General features: G+C 55.0%; 16 protein-coding genes. 14 read left to right on the plus strand and 2 right to left on the minus strand.

Annotation, left to right across the window (positions count from 1 at the left end; genetic code table 11):
- Positions 1-84 precede the first annotated feature (84 nt).
- The 14 genes from J4772_RS10620 (at position 85) to J4772_RS10685 (ending at position 13,758) form a co-directional block, all read left to right on the plus strand.
- A complete protein-coding gene (locus J4772_RS10620; RefSeq protein ID WP_209075184.1) occupies positions 85-1,302 on the plus strand; it encodes a D-alanyl-D-alanine carboxypeptidase family protein in 1,218 nt (405 codons plus the stop codon).
- Positions 1,303-1,305: 3 nt separating this feature from the next.
- Positions 1,306-1,968 carry a nucleoside recognition domain-containing protein gene (locus tag J4772_RS10625; RefSeq protein ID WP_209075185.1) on the plus strand — a complete coding sequence of 221 codons (663 nt, stop codon included), beginning with the start codon at positions 1,306-1,308 and terminating at the stop codon, positions 1,966-1,968.
- A 5-nt stretch (positions 1,969-1,973) separates the two neighbouring features.
- A complete protein-coding gene (locus tag J4772_RS10630) occupies positions 1,974-2,513 on the plus strand; it encodes a spore maturation protein (RefSeq protein WP_116065259.1) in 540 nt (179 codons plus the stop codon).
- A 19-nt stretch (positions 2,514-2,532) separates the two neighbouring features.
- Positions 2,533-3,276, plus strand: a complete 744-nt coding sequence (locus J4772_RS10635; RefSeq protein ID WP_246017036.1) for a pseudouridine synthase — start codon at positions 2,533-2,535, stop codon at positions 3,274-3,276.
- Between the two features lie 270 nt (positions 3,277-3,546).
- Positions 3,547-4,080, plus strand: coding sequence for a redoxin domain-containing protein (locus tag J4772_RS10640; RefSeq protein WP_116065261.1), 534 nt, complete (start codon positions 3,547-3,549; stop codon positions 4,078-4,080).
- 23 nt (positions 4,081-4,103) lie between these two features.
- On the plus strand, positions 4,104-5,813 hold the full coding sequence (locus J4772_RS10645; protein WP_209075186.1) for a cytochrome c biogenesis protein ResB: 1,710 nt from the start codon (positions 4,104-4,106) through the stop codon (positions 5,811-5,813).
- Positions 5,810-7,069 (plus strand): cytochrome c biogenesis protein CcsA, encoded by a 1,260-nt coding sequence (gene ccsA, locus J4772_RS10650; RefSeq protein ID WP_209075187.1) that lies wholly within the window; start codon positions 5,810-5,812, stop codon positions 7,067-7,069. The genes J4772_RS10645 and ccsA overlap by 4 nt, the downstream gene beginning before the upstream one ends.
- A gap of 43 nt (positions 7,070-7,112) precedes the next feature.
- Positions 7,113-7,826 carry a response regulator transcription factor gene (locus J4772_RS10655; protein ID WP_116065264.1) on the plus strand — a complete coding sequence of 238 codons (714 nt, stop codon included), beginning with the start codon at positions 7,113-7,115 and terminating at the stop codon, positions 7,824-7,826.
- A 3-nt stretch (positions 7,827-7,829) separates the two neighbouring features.
- Positions 7,830-9,287, plus strand: coding sequence for a HAMP domain-containing sensor histidine kinase (locus J4772_RS10660; protein ID WP_209075188.1), 1,458 nt, complete (start codon positions 7,830-7,832; stop codon positions 9,285-9,287).
- Positions 9,288-9,376: 89 nt separating this feature from the next.
- The gene (lepB, locus tag J4772_RS10665; protein ID WP_209075189.1) at positions 9,377-10,012 is read left to right on the plus strand and encodes a signal peptidase I; all 636 of its coding nucleotides are present in this window, start codon (positions 9,377-9,379) and stop codon (positions 10,010-10,012) included.
- 496 nt (positions 10,013-10,508) lie between these two features.
- Entirely contained in the window at positions 10,509-11,438 is a 930-nt protein-coding gene (locus J4772_RS10670; RefSeq protein ID WP_209075190.1) for a metallophosphoesterase family protein, read from the plus strand.
- A gap of 6 nt (positions 11,439-11,444) precedes the next feature.
- Positions 11,445-12,404: a metallophosphoesterase family protein gene (locus tag J4772_RS10675; RefSeq protein WP_209075191.1), complete on the plus strand. Its 960-nt coding sequence runs from the start codon at positions 11,445-11,447 to the stop codon at positions 12,402-12,404.
- Between the two features lie 25 nt (positions 12,405-12,429).
- On the plus strand, positions 12,430-12,828 hold the full coding sequence (locus J4772_RS10680) for a hypothetical protein (RefSeq protein ID WP_209075192.1): 399 nt from the start codon (positions 12,430-12,432) through the stop codon (positions 12,826-12,828).
- Positions 12,829-12,867: 39 nt separating this feature from the next.
- Positions 12,868-13,758 carry a type 2 periplasmic-binding domain-containing protein gene (locus J4772_RS10685; protein WP_209075193.1) on the plus strand — a complete coding sequence of 297 codons (891 nt, stop codon included), beginning with the start codon at positions 12,868-12,870 and terminating at the stop codon, positions 13,756-13,758.
- Positions 13,759-13,838: 80 nt separating this feature from the next.
- Here J4772_RS10685 and serA read toward each other — a convergent pair whose 3' ends face one another.
- Both serA and J4772_RS10695 read right to left on the minus strand, forming a co-directional pair.
- Complete coding sequence (serA, locus tag J4772_RS10690) at positions 13,839-15,431, minus strand: phosphoglycerate dehydrogenase (protein WP_209075194.1); 1,593 nt, start codon at positions 15,429-15,431, stop codon at positions 13,839-13,841.
- A gap of 267 nt (positions 15,432-15,698) precedes the next feature.
- The gene (locus J4772_RS10695; RefSeq protein ID WP_209075195.1) at positions 15,699-16,619 is read right to left on the minus strand and encodes a hypothetical protein; all 921 of its coding nucleotides are present in this window, start codon (positions 16,617-16,619) and stop codon (positions 15,699-15,701) included.
- Between the last annotated feature and the right edge of the window lie 7 nt (positions 16,620-16,626).

A 16,626-nucleotide genomic window follows, 5' to 3' on the forward strand; every position in this document is an offset into this window, starting at 1 on the left:
GACATGCATACATAAAATGGAGTCAGAAGTGCCGTGAGCGTTCGATGCGTCCGGTAATCAAGTTCAAATTCGAGGAGGATCGGCATGCTGCTGTTTTTGGCCCGTCGTTTCAATATTTATCGTTTGTACGTGCTTAGCATCTGTCTGACAATTGCCGCAGCATTGTCCGCCTCGTCGGCAGCCGGAGCCGCTCGCCCGTCAGAGAAGCCTCCCGCGAATCAAGCCAAAGCCGCCGCGCTTGCCGATGTCGCATCCGGGCGGATTTTGTACAGTCAACATGGGGACGAGCCGATGAAGATCGCCAGCTTGACGAAAATTATGACGGCAATTGTGGCGATTGAACACGGCAATTTGGAGGATAAGGTAAAGGTGAGCAAACGGGCGGCCGGCAAGGAAGGTTCCTCGCTCTACTTGAAAGCCGGAGAGACGATCACGCTGCGCAACGCGCTGTACGGCCTGATGCTGCGCTCCGGCAACGATGCCGCAATCGCGATCGCCGAGCATGTTGGCGGTTCCGTCGAGGGCTTCGCTTTTCTAATGAACAAGAAAGCCGAGGAGCTCGGCCTGGAGAACAGCCATTTTATGAATCCGCACGGACTGGACGAGCCAGGTCACCATTCCTCTGCCAATGATCTGGCCAAGCTTGCCGTGTATGCGCTGCGCAACCCCGAATTCAAGAAGATCGTCGGAACGCAGGTACGATCGGCGCCGAATCCGAACGATTCCTGGGATTACAAATGGGTGAACAAAAATAAAATGCTGCAAATGTACGAAGGGGCGGACGGAGTCAAGACCGGCTACACGAAGCAGGCGCTGCGAACGCTGGTCAGCTCCGCGACCCGGGGCGGCCAGCAGCTGGTGGCGGTTACGCTCAACGACCGGGACGACTGGAAGGATCACGCCAGTCTGCTGGATTACGGCTTTGCCCGATTTCCGCTCGTTCGCGTTGTCGGCGCGGGGGAACCGTTGAAGGAATATCCTTTCGAGACGGCAGAAGGCTTTGCCTATCCGTTCGCGGAGGAGGAGCGCGAACGTCTGGAAATCCGACTCGTTCCGCTTAATCCGGAATCCGTGCAGTATCGTCTAGGCTATCGCGGCCAGCTTAAGTTCATGCTGGACGGCCGCCAGGTCGGCGGAGTGCCGTTAGTGGCCGACGCAGAGCGAGAAGCTTCTACGCCGAAGTCCGGTCAAGCGCAGCCTCAGGCCGATCGCCCGTCCGTGGCCGCAACTGCCTCGCAGCGCACGTTCGGAACAGCGTTTCAAACGGTTCTGAAAGCTTTGTTACTGCAAGGAGGGGAATGAGCAGTGGTAAACTGGATATGGATGGGAATGATCGTGTTCAGCGTTATATACGGCGCCGCGAACGGGAAGATGGAGAAGGTTGCGGAAGCGGCGTTCGGCGGAGCGCAAACTGGCGTAACCGTATGTCTCGGGTTGATCAGCATACTTGTGTTTTGGATGGGGCTAATGCGAATCGCCGAGGAAGCGGGCCTTGTCCGTAAGCTGGCGCAGTTGATGGCTCCAATCGTCCGCAGGCTGTTCCCCGACGTTCCCGGGGATCACCCGGCAATGGGCTACATTTTATCCAATATGAGCGCCAACTTGCTCGGTTTGGGCAATGCGGCCACTCCGATGGGCATCAAGGCCATGCAGGAGCTTCAGAAGCTCAATCCCGAGCCGACCGTCGCCACCCCGGCGATGTGCACGCTGTTGGCGCTTAATACGGCCAGCATTACGCTCGTGCCGACGACGATTATCGCCATCCGGATGAATTTTGCGGCCGTTCATCCCGCGGACATTGTTGCGCCGACTCTGTTGGCTACATTGATCTCGACCGGGGCAGCTATTTTGGCGGACAGATGGTATCGCCGCCGCAGCAAGCTTCCGCCTGCCTTTAAAACAAACTGGGGCAACGGCGCGGGCGGCGCCTCTGTCAATCCGCCTTCCGCGTCCGCCGGAGGGGGCTGAGCGCATTGATCTCGATCATTCAGATCGTCTCCACCTGGACGATTCCCGTACTTATCGCTTTTATTCCTCTTTATGCATCGCTTCGCAAAGTGCCGGTTTACGAGACGTTTGTGGATGGGGCGAAGGATGGCTTTGGAACGGCGATCGGCATCATTCCTCATCTTGTAGGAATGATGACGGCGATCGGCATGTTTCGGGCCTCCGGCGCGTTGGACGCTCTAATCGGCGTCATTCGCCCGGCGCTTGAGCTGATAGGCATTCCAAGCGACGTATTGCCGCTTGCCCTGCTGCGGCCGATTACGGGAGCGGGGTCGCTCGCCTTCGTCACCGATCTGATCAAGGAGCAGGGACCGGACTCCTTCGCGGCGCGTGTAGCGTCTACGATCCAAGGCAGTACCGACACGACCTTGTACGTCTTGACTGTCTACTTTGGGGCAATTGGCATTCGCAATGCTCGCTATGCGCTCAAGGTTGGGTTGTTCTCCGACCTTGTCGGATTTTTCGCCGCGGTATTCGCTTGCTGGTTGTTGTTCGGCTTGGTATGATGGGTTAGAGGTGAAAGTCGTGGAGGAAAGATTACAGAAGGTTCTTGCGAACGCAGGCGTCGCTTCTCGGCGCAAATGCGAGGAACTGATAACGGCCGGCAAGGTGACGGTCAACGGAAAAGTCGTGACCGAGCTCGGTGCCAAGGCCGATCCGGCCGTGGATACGATTACGGTGTCCGGCAAGGCGATCAAGAAGGAAGCTAAAATTTATTTGATGTTCAATAAGCCCAAAGGAGTCATCACAAGCGTCTCCGATCCCAAGGGCCGGAGCGTTGTGACCGATTACTTGAAGGAAGTTAAGGAGAGGCTGTATCCGGTAGGCCGGCTCGATTACGATTCGGAAGGGCTGCTGCTGCTGACGAACGACGGAGATCTGGCCCACAAGCTGACGCATCCAAGCCATCGCGTGCCGAAGACGTATCATGCGACGGTTGAGAGAGTGCCGCACGGAAACGCTTTGGAGAAGCTCGCGAAGGGCATCAAGCTGGACGACGGCATGACCGCTCCGGCGGAGGTCGAATATCAAGACATCGATCCTGAGGGCAAATACGCCACCATAGCTATAACGATCTACGAAGGTCGCAACCGGCAGGTGCGCCGGATGTTCGAAGCGATCCGCCATCCGGTGACGCGGCTGAAACGCATCTCCTTCGGCGGTCTGTATCTGGACAACCTCCAGCGAGGCAAGCACCGCAAACTTACCGCGGAAGAGCTGGGGAAGCTTCGCGAGATCGCGGATTCGGTTCAACTTGAAGAAAAATAGGATAAACCGTCGAGGGGCTTAGGCTTTTTGGCGGTTTTTTCTTTTTGGAAGGTCTCTTTAGCCCCTTTTGAAAGCCATTTTCACTCTACATTCTCCCCGCGAAACTCCATGTCGCCTCTCGAATTTCTCCCGGCCCAATTGTGCTAATTTAGACAAACAAAATAATGAAATGCCCGTAAAATCAACGTATACTTGATGTGGTTGATTGAAGCTAGACAAACTATCCGGTAAAATGGAACTAACCGAAACGCAGGTGGTGTTGACACGATTATGGGACGTTATCGGAAGCCGATTCAATATGCGATTTTAGCCGTCGTGATCCTGATCGGAGGATTCGCGATCGGCAATTCGTTGTTTTCGAAAAGCGTGGTCCTTGCGAAAGGCGACAAGCCGCCAACCTTTCGTCTGGCCGACCTGAACAGCCAGGTGCACGACATGACAGATTACGAGGGACAGCCTCTCATAATCAATTTTTGGGGAACCTTCTGTCCGCCGTGTCGCAATGAAATGCCCGCTTTGCAGCACCAGTACGACAAGTGGAAGGATCGGGGACTGAAGCTGATTGGCATCAATCTGAGCGAAGACAGACTGACGGTCCAAAGCTTCATTCGTCAGATCGGCGTCGATTTTCCGATTTTGTTGGATAAGGACAAGCAGACGGAAAGGAAGTACGGACTCAAGCAGTATCCGACAACGTTTTTCATCGCTCCCTCCGGAGAAATCCAGGAGGTCGTGATCGGCGGCGTGCTGACGGAGGAAGAGATCGAGCAAAGGATAGAACGACTCATTCAGTCGAAGTCGTGACGCCAGTCAGGGAGGATTAACCGTTGTTTCAGAACACGAAGTGCGAATGCGGCCATCAAAATCCTGTCGGAACGGTGTTGTGCGAGTCCTGCGGCAAACCGCTCGACGAAGCGCTGCTGAAGGATGAGAAAGCGCTGCTGGAAATGAGGTACGACGGCGTGGCCCGGAGATCGCAGAAAGCGAATCCGCATTTCGTCGATCGGATATGGAATTTCTTTTCATCGGTAAAAATTGCCGTTTATTTAATCGTAATTACGCTGATCGGCGCGTCGCTGGGAACGATACTGCAGCAGGAGAGCACGCTCATCAACTTGACCGAGCGCTCCGAATTTGCCGCTTATTACAAGGAGCAGCACGGTACGTTCGGCGTGATCTATCATGCGCTGGGACTGTCGCGGACGTATGAATCCTGGTGGTTTATCGGGCTGCTCGTCATGATCGGAACCTCGCTAGTCGTCTGCAGCCTCGATCGTGTGCTGCCGCTGTACCGTGCGCTGTCCAAGCAGCAGATTCGCAAGCATATGCAGTTCATCAACCGTCAGCATGTCGTCTACTCCGGAGAGCTAACGGAGGACAAGCAGGCGTGGCTCGATCGGTTCGCGAAGGAACTGAAACGCAAGCACTATCGCGTCTTGCAAGAGGACGGAGCGCTGCTGGGGGAGAAAAACCGGTTCAGCCGATGGGGACCGTACATTAACCATATCGGCCTTATCGTTTTTTTGCTGGCGGTGCTCGGCCGGAGCATTCCCGCGTGGCACATGGATCAATACTTGACCCTCTACGAGGGGGAGACGCGGCAAATTCCGGGAACCAACTACTATATTAAAAACGACAAGTTCACGCTTGACTATTATTCGGAGGAAGAGCTGGCGAATAACCAGAAGGGCACGAAAGTTGTCAAGCTGTACGAGACGAAGGCACGCCTGTACGAATGCACAGACGCCTGCAACGATCTGACGCAGGAACCTGTTCTGAAAGAGGTTAAGCAGCACGACATTCGCGTGAACAGCGCCCTTACCTATGATGGGCTCAGAATTTATCAGAACAGCTATATGGAAAAGGTTCGCTTCATCTCGGTGCATCCGACACTGAAGGACGTCGCCGGAGGAAGCGATATCGGCAGCTTCGATCTGAGGATGGATCAGCCGGAGGCGGAATATAAGCTTGGGGATTATACGCTTAAGCTCATCGATTATTATCCCGACTTCGGATTGGACGAGCAGACGAGGCCGATGACCAAATCGCGCGATCCGAACAATCCGGCGTTTGTGTTCCGAATCACGGGTCCCGACGTTCAGGACAAAGGCGAATTGCATATTTACTTCGCTATGCCAAGCGAGAAGAGCAAGTATTACGAGAGCATTCTGAACGAGAGCTTTAAGCAACGAGGAGACAGTTCGGGGCGCTTCTCCATTCAAGTGGAGAACCCGATTGTCGACGGGAAGATGAACAATATTGAATATTCCGCTTTCACCACCTACCTGAACATTCGCATGGACAAAGCAATGCCTTACGTGTGGGTCGGCGCGGCCATCTCCATGATTGGTCTGATTATGGGCTTTTATTGGCAGCACAGGCGGATATGGGTCCGGATCGACGGCGATTCGCTGTCGCTCGGGGGACATACGAACAAGAATACTTACGGCTTAAGAGCCGACGTGGCGGGAGCGCTGGGCAAAACCGGCATCGCCGTGGATCCCAAAACGCTCGATAACAGGAGGAATGTACGTTGAGTTGGTTGGATTTTAGCAGTGACGCATTTATCGCAGCCTTTTTTCTGTATTGCGCGTCCTTTATCAGCTATGCGATCGCGGTCGGCGGCAAAAAGTGGAGCAACCGCAAGCCGGCCGAGCATGCCGCTCGCTGGGGCAAAATCGCCTTCGTGCTTGCCGCGGTCGGCTGGCTGGCCCACCTGACGTTTTTCTTTACTCGTTGGTACGGCGGCGGCCATATTCCGACGAGCAATATGTATGAATTTATGACGTTCCTCGGCATGGCGATCATGTTTGCGTTTATTGTCATCTATGCGATTTACCGCAACATGATGCTTGGCGCGTTTACGCTGCCTCTGGTTATCATCATCATAGCGTACGCATCGGTATTTCCGTCCGAGGTTCAACCGCTTATTCCGCCGCTGCAAAGCATATGGCTAAAAATTCACGTGACGATGGCTGCAACGGGCGAGGCGTTCTTCGCGATCGGATTCGCTGCAGCTCTCGTGCAGCTGATCCGCGTCGTCGATTTTACTCGTACGGATAAGGCGGGACGTCGCGCTCAATTTTGGACGGAGTTTTCCCTGTACGTCATCATCGTGCTCGTCGGCTTCATTGTAGCGGTATTCGCTTTCCGCGGCGCAGGGTACGAAGCGACCTTTAAGCAAGAGACGGTCACGATCGACGATGCCGGCAATGCGCTCACCAACACAGGCGAAGTGAAGTACACCTTGCCTCCGATAGTTGCGCCGTATAACAGCGAGACAGTCTCTTTCCAATCCTTCATAGGTCTTGAGAAGCCGCTGTTCGAAGCGCCGTCCTGGATGAACGGAGTCAACGCGGGTCGCAAGCTGAACACGGTTATCTGGTCCGTCATTGCCGGTTCGCTGCTCTATGGTTTACTGCGGCTCATTACGCGCAAGAAGCTGACGGCGGCGATCAATCCGCACCTTTCGGACATCGATCCCGACGATCTGGAGGAAATCAGCTATCGTGCCATCGCGATCGGATTCCCGGTGTTTACGCTTGGGGCGCTAATCTTCGCCATGATCTGGGCGGAAATCGCCTGGTCGAGGTTCTGGGGATGGGATCCGAAGGAAGTGTGGGCGCTTATTACGTGGCTGTTCTATAGCGCTTATTTACATCTTCGTCTGTCGAGAGGCTGGCAGGGAACGAGGTCGGCTTGGCTTGCCGTCATCGGTTTCCTCGTCGTGATGTTTACGCTGGTCGGCGTGAATCTCGTCATTGCTGGATTGCATTCGTATGCCGGGGTATAATGGGGCACATAGGGTATAAGAGTCGAGAGGAGCGTTTGGACGCATGAATACGGGAAGTCGGATTTTGGTCGTGGACGATGAGGAACGCATTCGCCGATTGCTGAAGATGTATCTGGAAAAAGAGGGCTACGAGATCGAAGAGGCGGAGGACGGAGAGACGGCTCTCCGCAAAGCGCAGGATGAGGACTTCGATTTGATCGTGCTCGACCTGATGCTTCCGGGAATCGACGGGATCGAAGTGTGCTCCCGTCTGCGTCAGCAGAAGGCCACTCCTGTGCTCATGCTGACGGCCAAAGGCGAGGAGGTCAACCGCGTACAAGGGTTTGAGGTCGGCGCCGACGACTATGTCGTCAAACCGTTCAGTCCGCGGGAAGTTATCTTCCGCATTAAAGCGATTTTGCGGCGGTCTTCGGCCACGGCGTTCCTGTCGAAGGAATTGAATACGAGCAATAACATCGTCTTCCCTCATCTGGTCATTGAGCATGACGCGCATCGCGTAACGGCGAGCGGCCAGGAAGTGAATTTGACGCCGAAGGAATACGAATTGCTGCATTATCTGGCCAGCACGCCCGACAAGGTGTTTTCCCGCGAAGAGCTGTTGAAGGACGTCTGGAACTACGACTTCTTCGGAGATTTGCGGACGGTGGACACGCACGTCAAACGGCTGCGCGAGAAACTCAATCGCGTCTCGGCGGAAGCGGCGGCGATGATTACGACCGTATGGGGCGTGGGCTACAAGCTGGAGGCGACGAAGTAAAGCATGGCCATTCTGCGAACCGTCGTCGGCAAAATGTGGCTGACGATCATGGGCTTGGTCGGCGTTGTCATTATCACCATCGGTTTCTTTTTGCTCGAATATATCGATATCAAATTTGCTAACCCGGTCATGATCAAGCATCTGTTCATCTACTCTGGAATCGTCGGCTTTCTGTTAACGACTTTCTTCGCCTTTTTCCTGTTGACCAAAATTACGAACCCGCTTCGCGAAATGAAGGACGCGGCCAACCGAGTCGCGCAGGGTGACTATACGACGAGGGTAGCGATTCGGTCCACCGACGAGATCGGGGAACTGGCGAATACGTTTAACCAGATGGCTTCGGAGCTGCAGACGCTGATTCGGGACATTCAACATGAGCGCGATCATCTGAGCAGCGTGCTTCGCAGCATGACGGATTCGGTCATCTCGTTCGATTCCGAGGGCGAGGTTATTCTAACGAATCCGCAAGGCCAGCAGCTGCTCAAGGATTGGCAGACGGTCGACTGGGCAGAACAGGACGAAGAGGCTCAGCAGCAGGATGAGCGCGTTCCCGGTCCGCTTCGGGAAACGTTCCGCAACGTCATTGCGGAGGGCAAAGAGCTGACCGTCAAGGTTCATGTCAAAAGCGGGGTTTGGTCGGTCGTCATGACTCCGCTCGTCTCGGCCGATTCCGTTCGCGGAGCGGTTGCGGTGCTGCGGGACGTGACCGAGGAATTCCGCGTCGATAAGATGAGGAAGGATTTCGTCGCCAACGTTTCGCACGAAATCCGTACCCCGCTGTCGATGGTGCAGGGCTATAGCGAGGCGCTCGTGGACGATATCGCGTCAACTCCGGAGGAACGCAGGGAGCTCGCGCAGGTCATTCACGACGAGTCGCTGCGGATGGGACGGCTGGTGAGAGATCTGCTCGACTTGGCCAGAATGGAAGCCGGCTACTTGGAAATGAATTTTCAACCGGTCGACGTGAATGCGCTTGTATCCCGGGTCTATCGAAAGTTCGCCGCGCTTGCGAAGGAAAGGCAGATCAAGCTGACGAAATCGGCGGACGACCCGGAGCTCACGCTCGAGGAAGGCGATGCGGATCGCCTGGAGCAAGTGCTGACGAATCTGATGGACAATGCGCTGCGCCATACCCCAGCGGGAGCGGCGATCGCCCTGGAAGCCAGCCGAGTCTCTGCCGTGCAAGGCAAATGGCTGGAGCTTAAAGTGATTGATCAAGGTCAAGGCATCCCGTACGAGGACTTGCCTTACGTGTTCGAGCGATTCTACAAAGCGGACAAGGCGCGCAAGCGCGAGACGACCGGCGGCGGCACGGGACTTGGACTGGCCATCGTCAAAAATCTGGTCGTTGCACACGGGGGGACGATTAGCGTATCGAGCGAACCGGGTGCGGGAACGACTTTTACAATTATGCTCCCTATGATGACAACCCGTAGAGCAGGCGGGGGAAGTTCGCAATAATGAAGAGAAGTTAGCAAGGAAAGATAAGCGATTCGCAACTTGGTTTTCCGCCGAGGCTTGCGGGTCGCTTTATTTATTGGAGGTGTGCTATGTGGAGATTATTAGCGATTGTTGCCGCCGTATTTTTAATAGCAGGCTGTCAGAATAAAGCTATTCAAGACCCGTACACCTTGCCTAAGCTCCAACAAGTGGAGCCGGCAGAACATCAGGTAATCGTTCGACTATTGAACGATGCTATGCTAGGGAAGGAAGTATACTCTCTCAAAGATTTGGTAGTAGACCCCGAATCGTATAAGAACGGTAATATTCAACGCGGCGATGTCGTTTATTTCTTCTATCCGGCTGAAGTTTTATCGAAGTACCCCGAGATTGAACTGCAGCAGGCGTTGCGGGTAGTAGCCCTAAGCGGCGAAACGATCAGCATGAAACGGGGACAAGTTTTTATCAACGGCGACAAGCTCGACGCTTTCTATGGCAAGGATATGAATAATGATGTGAAAGTGTTGAAGAAAAAGCTTAAGGAACCCGATTTGTTTGATTTTGAAAAGGAAAACTTCAATAATTTGATTCGAACGGTTGAAAGCGAAAATTTGGAGGAGCAGGTTGTTCCCGAAGGCATGTTGTTTTTGCTTGGGGACAATCGAATGCGCGCCTTAGACAGCTACTTTTTCGGACCGATCGCTGAGGAGAATATTATAGGTAAGGTAATCGGTTATACGAAGTGATCGTTTTTTTGATTATGCCAAGCCAGGGCAGTCCCGGAGCAGGTAAGGGGGCAGTCCTGGTTTTTTCAATCTATGGTTTGAGTATGGACGCGATTTCACAATAATACGCTATATGGACGACCGGAGAGCAGCGCTACAATAAATAGAATCCATACGGGAGCGGACCTGTCCGAATGCTCAGACGACCGGAATCAGAGGAGGGCGAGGCATGGCGCTGATCGTGAGTTTCAGCCGGGCTCCCTTGCACTTCCCTTCACTGCGCGCTTCGAGCTGATATCAGCTGAGAATCTGCGCGCTGACTGGCGCGATGCTGGCAACCGGGCTTGCCGTCCTGTCCGTACCGTTATCCCGCTTGCAGCTTCACCAAGCGCTGAAGCTAGGCGAAGATTAAGCAGATTTATCTAGATAGGTGATGGGCAAATGTTGGCGGTTGCTTTATAATAACATAAGGAATTCAAAGTAAAAGCAAACAAAAACAACTGGGAGGAATTTACTTATGCCGAGTTTACGTTTTAGAGAAGACGGTACTTTTACAATTGTTCAGTTCACCGATTTGCACTGGAAAAACGGGGACGAGAAAGATTTGCAGACGCGCTCGCTTATGGAATTGGTCTTGAAAGAGGAAGCGCCCGATCTGATCGTGTTTACCGGGGACTTGATTTACAGCGAAAACTGCGAAGATCCGAAGCAGTCGCTGCGCGAGGTCGTTCGAACGGCGGAGGAGAGCGGAATTCCATGGGCGGCGGTGTTCGGCAATCACGATTCCGAGGTGACTATAACCCGAAGCGAGTTGCTTGACGCATTGCTGACCAGCAAGAACGGGTTGAGCGGGCATACGCCGAATGTAAGCGGTTATGGAAATTACGCCCTGACGGTCGGGGATAACGACGGAAAAGCCGCGGCCGCCCTATACTTCCTCGACAGCGGCGACTATTCGGATCTGCCGAACGTGGACGGGTACGCCTGGATCAAGCGGGATCAGATCGAGTGGTATGAAGCGGAGTCGCAGCGATTGGAGAAGATGAACGGGGGAACGCCGCTGCCGTCGCTCGCTTTCTTCCATATTCCGCTGCGTGAATACGCCGACGTATGGGAGCGTCAGCCTTGCTTTGGCCACAAGCACGAGAATGTATGCAGCTCGCAGATCAATTCCGGCTTCTTCGAAGCGATGGTGAAGCGCGGAGACGTTGTCGGTACCTTCGTCGGACACGACCATATTAACGATTACTGGGGAGAGCTGTTCGGCATCCGTCTTTGTTACGGGAGAGCCTCGGGCTATAATACATACGGCAAAGAGGGGTTCAACCACGGCGCTCGCGTAATCCGTCTGGCCAAGGGAGAGCGTCAGTTCGAGTCCTGGTTGCGGCTCGACGACGGCAGCATCGACCGGCAGACGAGCGGCAATCAGGAGCGGAAAGGAGACTAAGGCTCTATGAGCAGAAAGCTCAGTTTTCGGGACGACGGAACGTTCGTTATCGTGCAATTTTCCGATGTAGAGTTTATAGCCGACGGGGATCACGATCCGGACACGCCGGACATCAACGCTGAAACAAGAAGAACGATGGAGACGGTCATTGCCGCCGAACGGCCCGACTTGATCGTATTCGCCGGCGATGTGACGGCCAGCGCAAGAGGCAACGACCCGCTTGCCTCTTTCCGGCAGGCTATTGCTCCGGCCGAGGAGCGGGGCATTCCGTGGGCGGCGGTGTTCGGCAACCACGATTCGGAAGGAGCGGTCGCCCGCAGCCGAATGCACGAAGAGCAGCTGGCGCATCAACATAACGTCGCCGAAGCGGACCCGCCCGATCTGAGTGGAGCGGGAAACTTCAGCATTACGCTTGTCGATCGCAGCGGCTCCCCGGCAGCGGAGATGTATTTTCTGGACAGCGGCGACTACAGCGCGCTTCCATCAATCGGCGGCTACGACTGGATTCGTCGGGATCAGATTCGGTGGTACACGGAGCTGTCTCGCGCCAGAGCCGACGCCAACGGCGGAATTTCGCTGCCTTCGCTCGCCTTCTTTCACATTCCGTTTCCCGAATATCGCGAGGTATGGGAGCAGCAGATTTGCGAAGGTCACTGCTATGAAGGGGTAAGCGCACCTCGGATCAATTCCGGAATGTTCGCCGCTATGGCGGAAAGAGGCGATATTATGGGCGCCTTCGTCGGGCACGACCATGCCAACGATTACAGCGGAACGCTGCACGGGATTCGTCTTTGCTACGGCCGTTCGACCCGCTATGTAAGCTACGTTGACGGGGTGCGCCAAGACCGCTTCCCGACAGGGGCGCGCGTCATTCGGCTTAAGGCCGGGGAACGCAGCTTCGAAACGTGGATTCGCCAGAACGACGGCAGCGTCGCCGAGCTGCCTGTGCATCACCCAGAACGCTAACGAGGAAAGGGAGCGATCGGATGAGATGGCAGACGTACGACGCGAACGAATGGCTATACCCGATACGGACATTGCTCTGGACGGAACGCGAGACATCGTGCTGGAAGCGGCGCGGGGCACATCTGTCGGATACCAGATTCTGTGGGAGGAGTTACCGTCCGATGCGGAGCTATCATGGGAATGGGTTTCAGGCGGCGGGGAGCATTCCCTGCGATCCGAAGCCGTTGAAATGTTCCAGTTGGTAGACGCGAAGGTAAGCGAGAATACGGGTCCGGATTACTCCACCGTGCCGGTCGGAACGCCGGCAGACTATGTGACAAGGCTTGCTCCGTTCAGCGTGTACGATGCGCTTCGTCCGGTCGGCCGCGCGTTTCGCGTCGGCGGGAGCAAGACCGCGCTGTACGTCTGCTTTCGTAATCGATGAAGCCTTACCCCCGCAAAACTACTTGGCGCAGGCCAATGGGTGTTCGAGGATAACGTGTGGATTCCCTATTATGCGTCTCGAAAAATGGATGAGGTCGTCGTGCAGCTGCGGGAATTGTACGAGAACGGCGCGCTGGACCCCGATTTCTATTACATGAAGGAAGAGGACGCCTTGTCCAAGTTTGCGCAGGGCCAAGCCGGCGCTCTTGTCTACCGCGCAACTCCAAGCAGTCTAAGCCGGCTGGAAGAGCTGTGGAACGACTATCAGCCGAACCGCAGCTTTCGCGATTCCGTCGATATTTTACGCTTATGGCCGTCTGAGGAGGGGCAGCGTTATTATTATGTCGCGCAGACCTACTGGTCGGAGACGTTTTTTAACGCCAAGATCGGCGACGAGAAAATGAGCCGGGTATTGCAGCTGTACGACTATTTGCTCTCGCCGGAAGGGCAGAGGCTGACGAGCTACGGCCTGGAAGACGTCGATTACCGGTTGGAGGACGGTCATGTCGTAATGATTCGGCCGGTCAACGAAGGCAGCGGCAAGCCGGATGCGATCTCCAGCGTGTATCCATCCATTCCGATTTTCCGTTCGCTGGCGTCCTGGGGCAAGGAAACCGAGTTTCGCTTAAACGAGCTGAACAAGATCAGCTTTGGAGAAGAGAACATCCTCAAAAGCTTGTCCGAGATGGAATGGCTGATCAACAACGCCGTAGCGACGCCCGCTTACCACAAAATCAACTCTCTGTCCACGCCGGCCAAAGACAAATTAAGCGCAATGATTAATCCGCTCGAGGACGTCATTAAAGTGGTGATCAGCGGGGACGATCCGGTCGCCATGTGGCAGGATTACGTGCGGCAGTACAAGGAGCTTGGCTTGGGCGAGGCCATTGCTGAGGTTAATGGGGCGCTGAGCCGCCGAGATAACAGCTAAGCGAAAATGAGAAGGGAGCCGTCCCGTAAGCAGAGTTGCTTACGAGACGGCTCCCTTTTGTGTTCGTTGCGCTGACCCTATCAGTCCAAATGAACTTCCTTAGCGTTATTCAGATCCGGCAGAGCCGTGATCTCGCTCAGCACCTGCTTCGTAACGCCTTTGTCGACGCCCAGCACCATCACCGCTTCGCCGCCGACGATTTTGCGTCCGACCTGCATCGTGGCGATGTTGATGTCCTGCGTACCGAGCAGCGTGCCTACGCGCCCGACGATACCCGGCTTATCGTGATGCGAGATAAGCAGAATATGGCCTTGCGGCTCGACGTCGACCGGAAACTTGTCGACCTGCGTAATCCGCGGTCCGAAACCGTTGAGCAGCGTTCCGGCGACGAGGCGTTCTTCCTTGTCCGTGCGCAGCGTAACGCTGACTTGGTTCGTGAAGCCTTTAGTCGCATGTGATTTGGTGACGACGATATTTACGCCGCGAATTTTAGCCAGGTGCATCGCGTTGACGACATTGACCTGATCGGAGCCGAGGTGATAGGCGAGTACGCCTTCCACAACTCTGCGCGTCAGCGGCTGCGTGTCGACGTCCGCCAGTTCTCCCGCATAAGTGACGGCGATCTCTTTAACCGCGCCCACGGCGATCTGCGCCGAGAAGCTGCCGAGTTTCTTGCCGAGCTGGAAGTAAGGCTCCAGCTTGTTCATGACGTCGGCCGGAACCGGAGGCATGTTCACCGCGTTCTTGAACGGCTCGTTGCGCAGAATGTGCAGCAGCTGTTCGGATACGTCGATGGCGACATTCTCTTGCGCTTCGATGGTCGATGCGCCGAGGTGAGGCGTCACGATGATTTTCGGGTGCTTCAGGAACGGATGCTCGGGAGCCGGCGGCTCTTCCTCGAACACGTCGAACGCCGCGCCTGCAACCTGTCCGGCGTCGATCGCTTCGACCAGCGCCTGTTCGTCTATGATTCCGCCGCGCGCGCAGTTAATGATGCGTACGCCGGGTTTGATTTTTGCGAATTGCTCTTTGCCGATCATATGGCGGGTTTCCGGAGTCAGCGGCGTATGAACCGTGATGAAGTCCGCTTCCGCGATAATGTCCTCAACCGAAGCTTTGCGCACGCCCATTTTATCGGCGCGTTCTTCAGTCAGGAACGGATCGTAGCCGAGCACGTTCATGCCGAACGCCTTGGCCCGGGAGGCGACTTCGCTGCCGATCCGGCCCATGCCGAGCACGCCAAGCGTCTTGTTGCGAAGCTCGACGCCGACGAACGATTTGCGATCCCATACGCCGCCGACCGTTTTCAAATAGGCTTGCGGGATATGGCGTGCAACGGCCATCATCATGGCGAAGGTATGCTCGCAGGTCGTGATCGTATTGCCGTCCGGGGCGTTGATTACGATAATGCCGCGCTTCGTAGCGGCTTCCAAATCGATGTTGTCTACGCCGACGCCCGCGCGTCCGATAACCTTGAGCTGCTTGGCCGCTTCCATAATGCGCTCGGTGACGCGCGTCTGGCTGCGTACGAGCAGAGCGTCGTATTCGCCGATGATGGCGACCAGTTCGTCCTCGCTGAGGCCTGTTTTCTTGTCGATAGTGATATCGGACGCTTCAACCAGAAGCGAGATGCCCAAATCGCTGATCGGATCCGATACGAGTACTTTGTACATGTGGAACCCTCCTTCAAAGTATATATAGGTTAATTCCAACGATTTGGAAGTCCCATTAACCTATATAGAAAACACCCTCAACCCCCGATTGTCCGCATAGGGCGGATTACGGAGCGTAGAGGGTGAATCCGCAAATTCACTGCTTTAAGTATCGACTTGCCACGAGCTTGATTCCAACTGCCTTTCCTATTTTATAGCAATAGGGCGGACAATTGCAATGGTGAATGTGAGACAATTGACGCTTTGTAGCGTTAAAGGACTAAAAAACTATTTTCCTGACGAAAAGAACGGGAGCTGCGGAAGCTGTTCGCTTGCGTACAATCTCGATTTGACTTCTTTGAAGTAATCGCTCGTCACCGCTTCGGTGCTGATCAGCAAATCCGCAACTGCGTTGAAGCTTTTGATCTTCCGTTTGTCGGCTTGGCCGGAGGCGATGAATTGATCGACCTTGGCCGCCAAATCGTGAGGCAAATACTCGGTAAGGGCGGCTTGCCCGGACATATAATCGGAAGAGGCTTTCAGTTTGACGATGAGCGGAAGTTTCTTCCAATCGGCAATCGAAATGGCACTCATGCCGTCGATATTGGCCGGAATGTCCGCATTGACGGCTTCGGCCCACTTCAGCATCGAACCGAAGTAATCCTTCTGTCCGTTCAACGCAAACTTCAGAGCTTCTTTATAGTAAGAGTTGGCATCGATTTTATCGAGCGCGGCCTGGGCGGAGCCTTCGTTTACATTCGCGGCCAAAGCGGCGAAGCCTTCCTCGAACAGCTTTAGGCTTTTCATGTAATTCGTTTGCGCCGATTTAAGCTGCGGGGAGACGGGCGCAACATAAACCCCCTTGATTGCGTCGTATTTAAGCTGGGCGGTTTTGGCGAGTTGCTTAAGCGTGGCCGAGCGGTCGGACGTCGAATCGCTCAACCACTTGTTGCGCGCTTCGAGCCAGTCGTTTTGAAATTCACGATACGACAAAAATACGGTATGATAGAAGGAAACCAAATCCTGCTGCTGGTAGGCGTTTGGCTGCGGAGAGGCGGTCGCCTCCTCGGCTGGTTCGGATATTTGACCGGCTTGAGCGCGGTCGGTGCCCACTTTGACTCCGTAGAAAAAAGCGCCAATCGCGACTACGAGCATGAGCAGGAAGGCAAGGGAAAACATAAGATCAGAACGGTTCAGACGCTTCTCCATCGGTTGC

This window comes from Cohnella sp. LGH, from assembly GCF_017671885.1.
Classification (GTDB): Bacteria; Bacillota; Bacilli; order Paenibacillales; family Paenibacillaceae; genus Cohnella; species Cohnella phaseoli.

Bases quoted from the DNA above. Each gene is read 5' to 3' on its own strand.
- lepB (WP_209075189.1), top strand. From the start codon at position 9,377: ATGTGGAGATTATTAGCGATTGTTGCCGCCGTATTTTTAATAGCAGGC.
- J4772_RS10680 (WP_209075192.1), top strand. From the start codon at position 12,430: ATGGCAGACGTACGACGCGAACGAATGGCTATACCCGATACGGACATT.
- serA (WP_209075194.1), bottom strand. From the start codon at position 15,431: ATGTACAAAGTACTCGTATCGGATCCGATCAGCGATTTGGGCATCTCG.
- J4772_RS10620 (WP_209075184.1), top strand. From the start codon at position 85: ATGCTGCTGTTTTTGGCCCGTCGTTTCAATATTTATCGTTTGTACGTG.
- J4772_RS10695 (WP_209075195.1), bottom strand. From the start codon at position 16,619: ATGGAGAAGCGTCTGAACCGTTCTGATCTTATGTTTTCCCTTGCCTTC.
- J4772_RS10655 (WP_116065264.1), top strand. From the start codon at position 7,113: ATGAATACGGGAAGTCGGATTTTGGTCGTGGACGATGAGGAACGCATT.
- J4772_RS10675 (WP_209075191.1), top strand. From the start codon at position 11,445: ATGAGCAGAAAGCTCAGTTTTCGGGACGACGGAACGTTCGTTATCGTG.
- J4772_RS10670 (WP_209075190.1), top strand. From the start codon at position 10,509: ATGCCGAGTTTACGTTTTAGAGAAGACGGTACTTTTACAATTGTTCAG.
- J4772_RS10640 (WP_116065261.1), top strand. From the start codon at position 3,547: ATGGGACGTTATCGGAAGCCGATTCAATATGCGATTTTAGCCGTCGTG.
- J4772_RS10660 (WP_209075188.1), top strand. From the start codon at position 7,830: ATGGCCATTCTGCGAACCGTCGTCGGCAAAATGTGGCTGACGATCATG.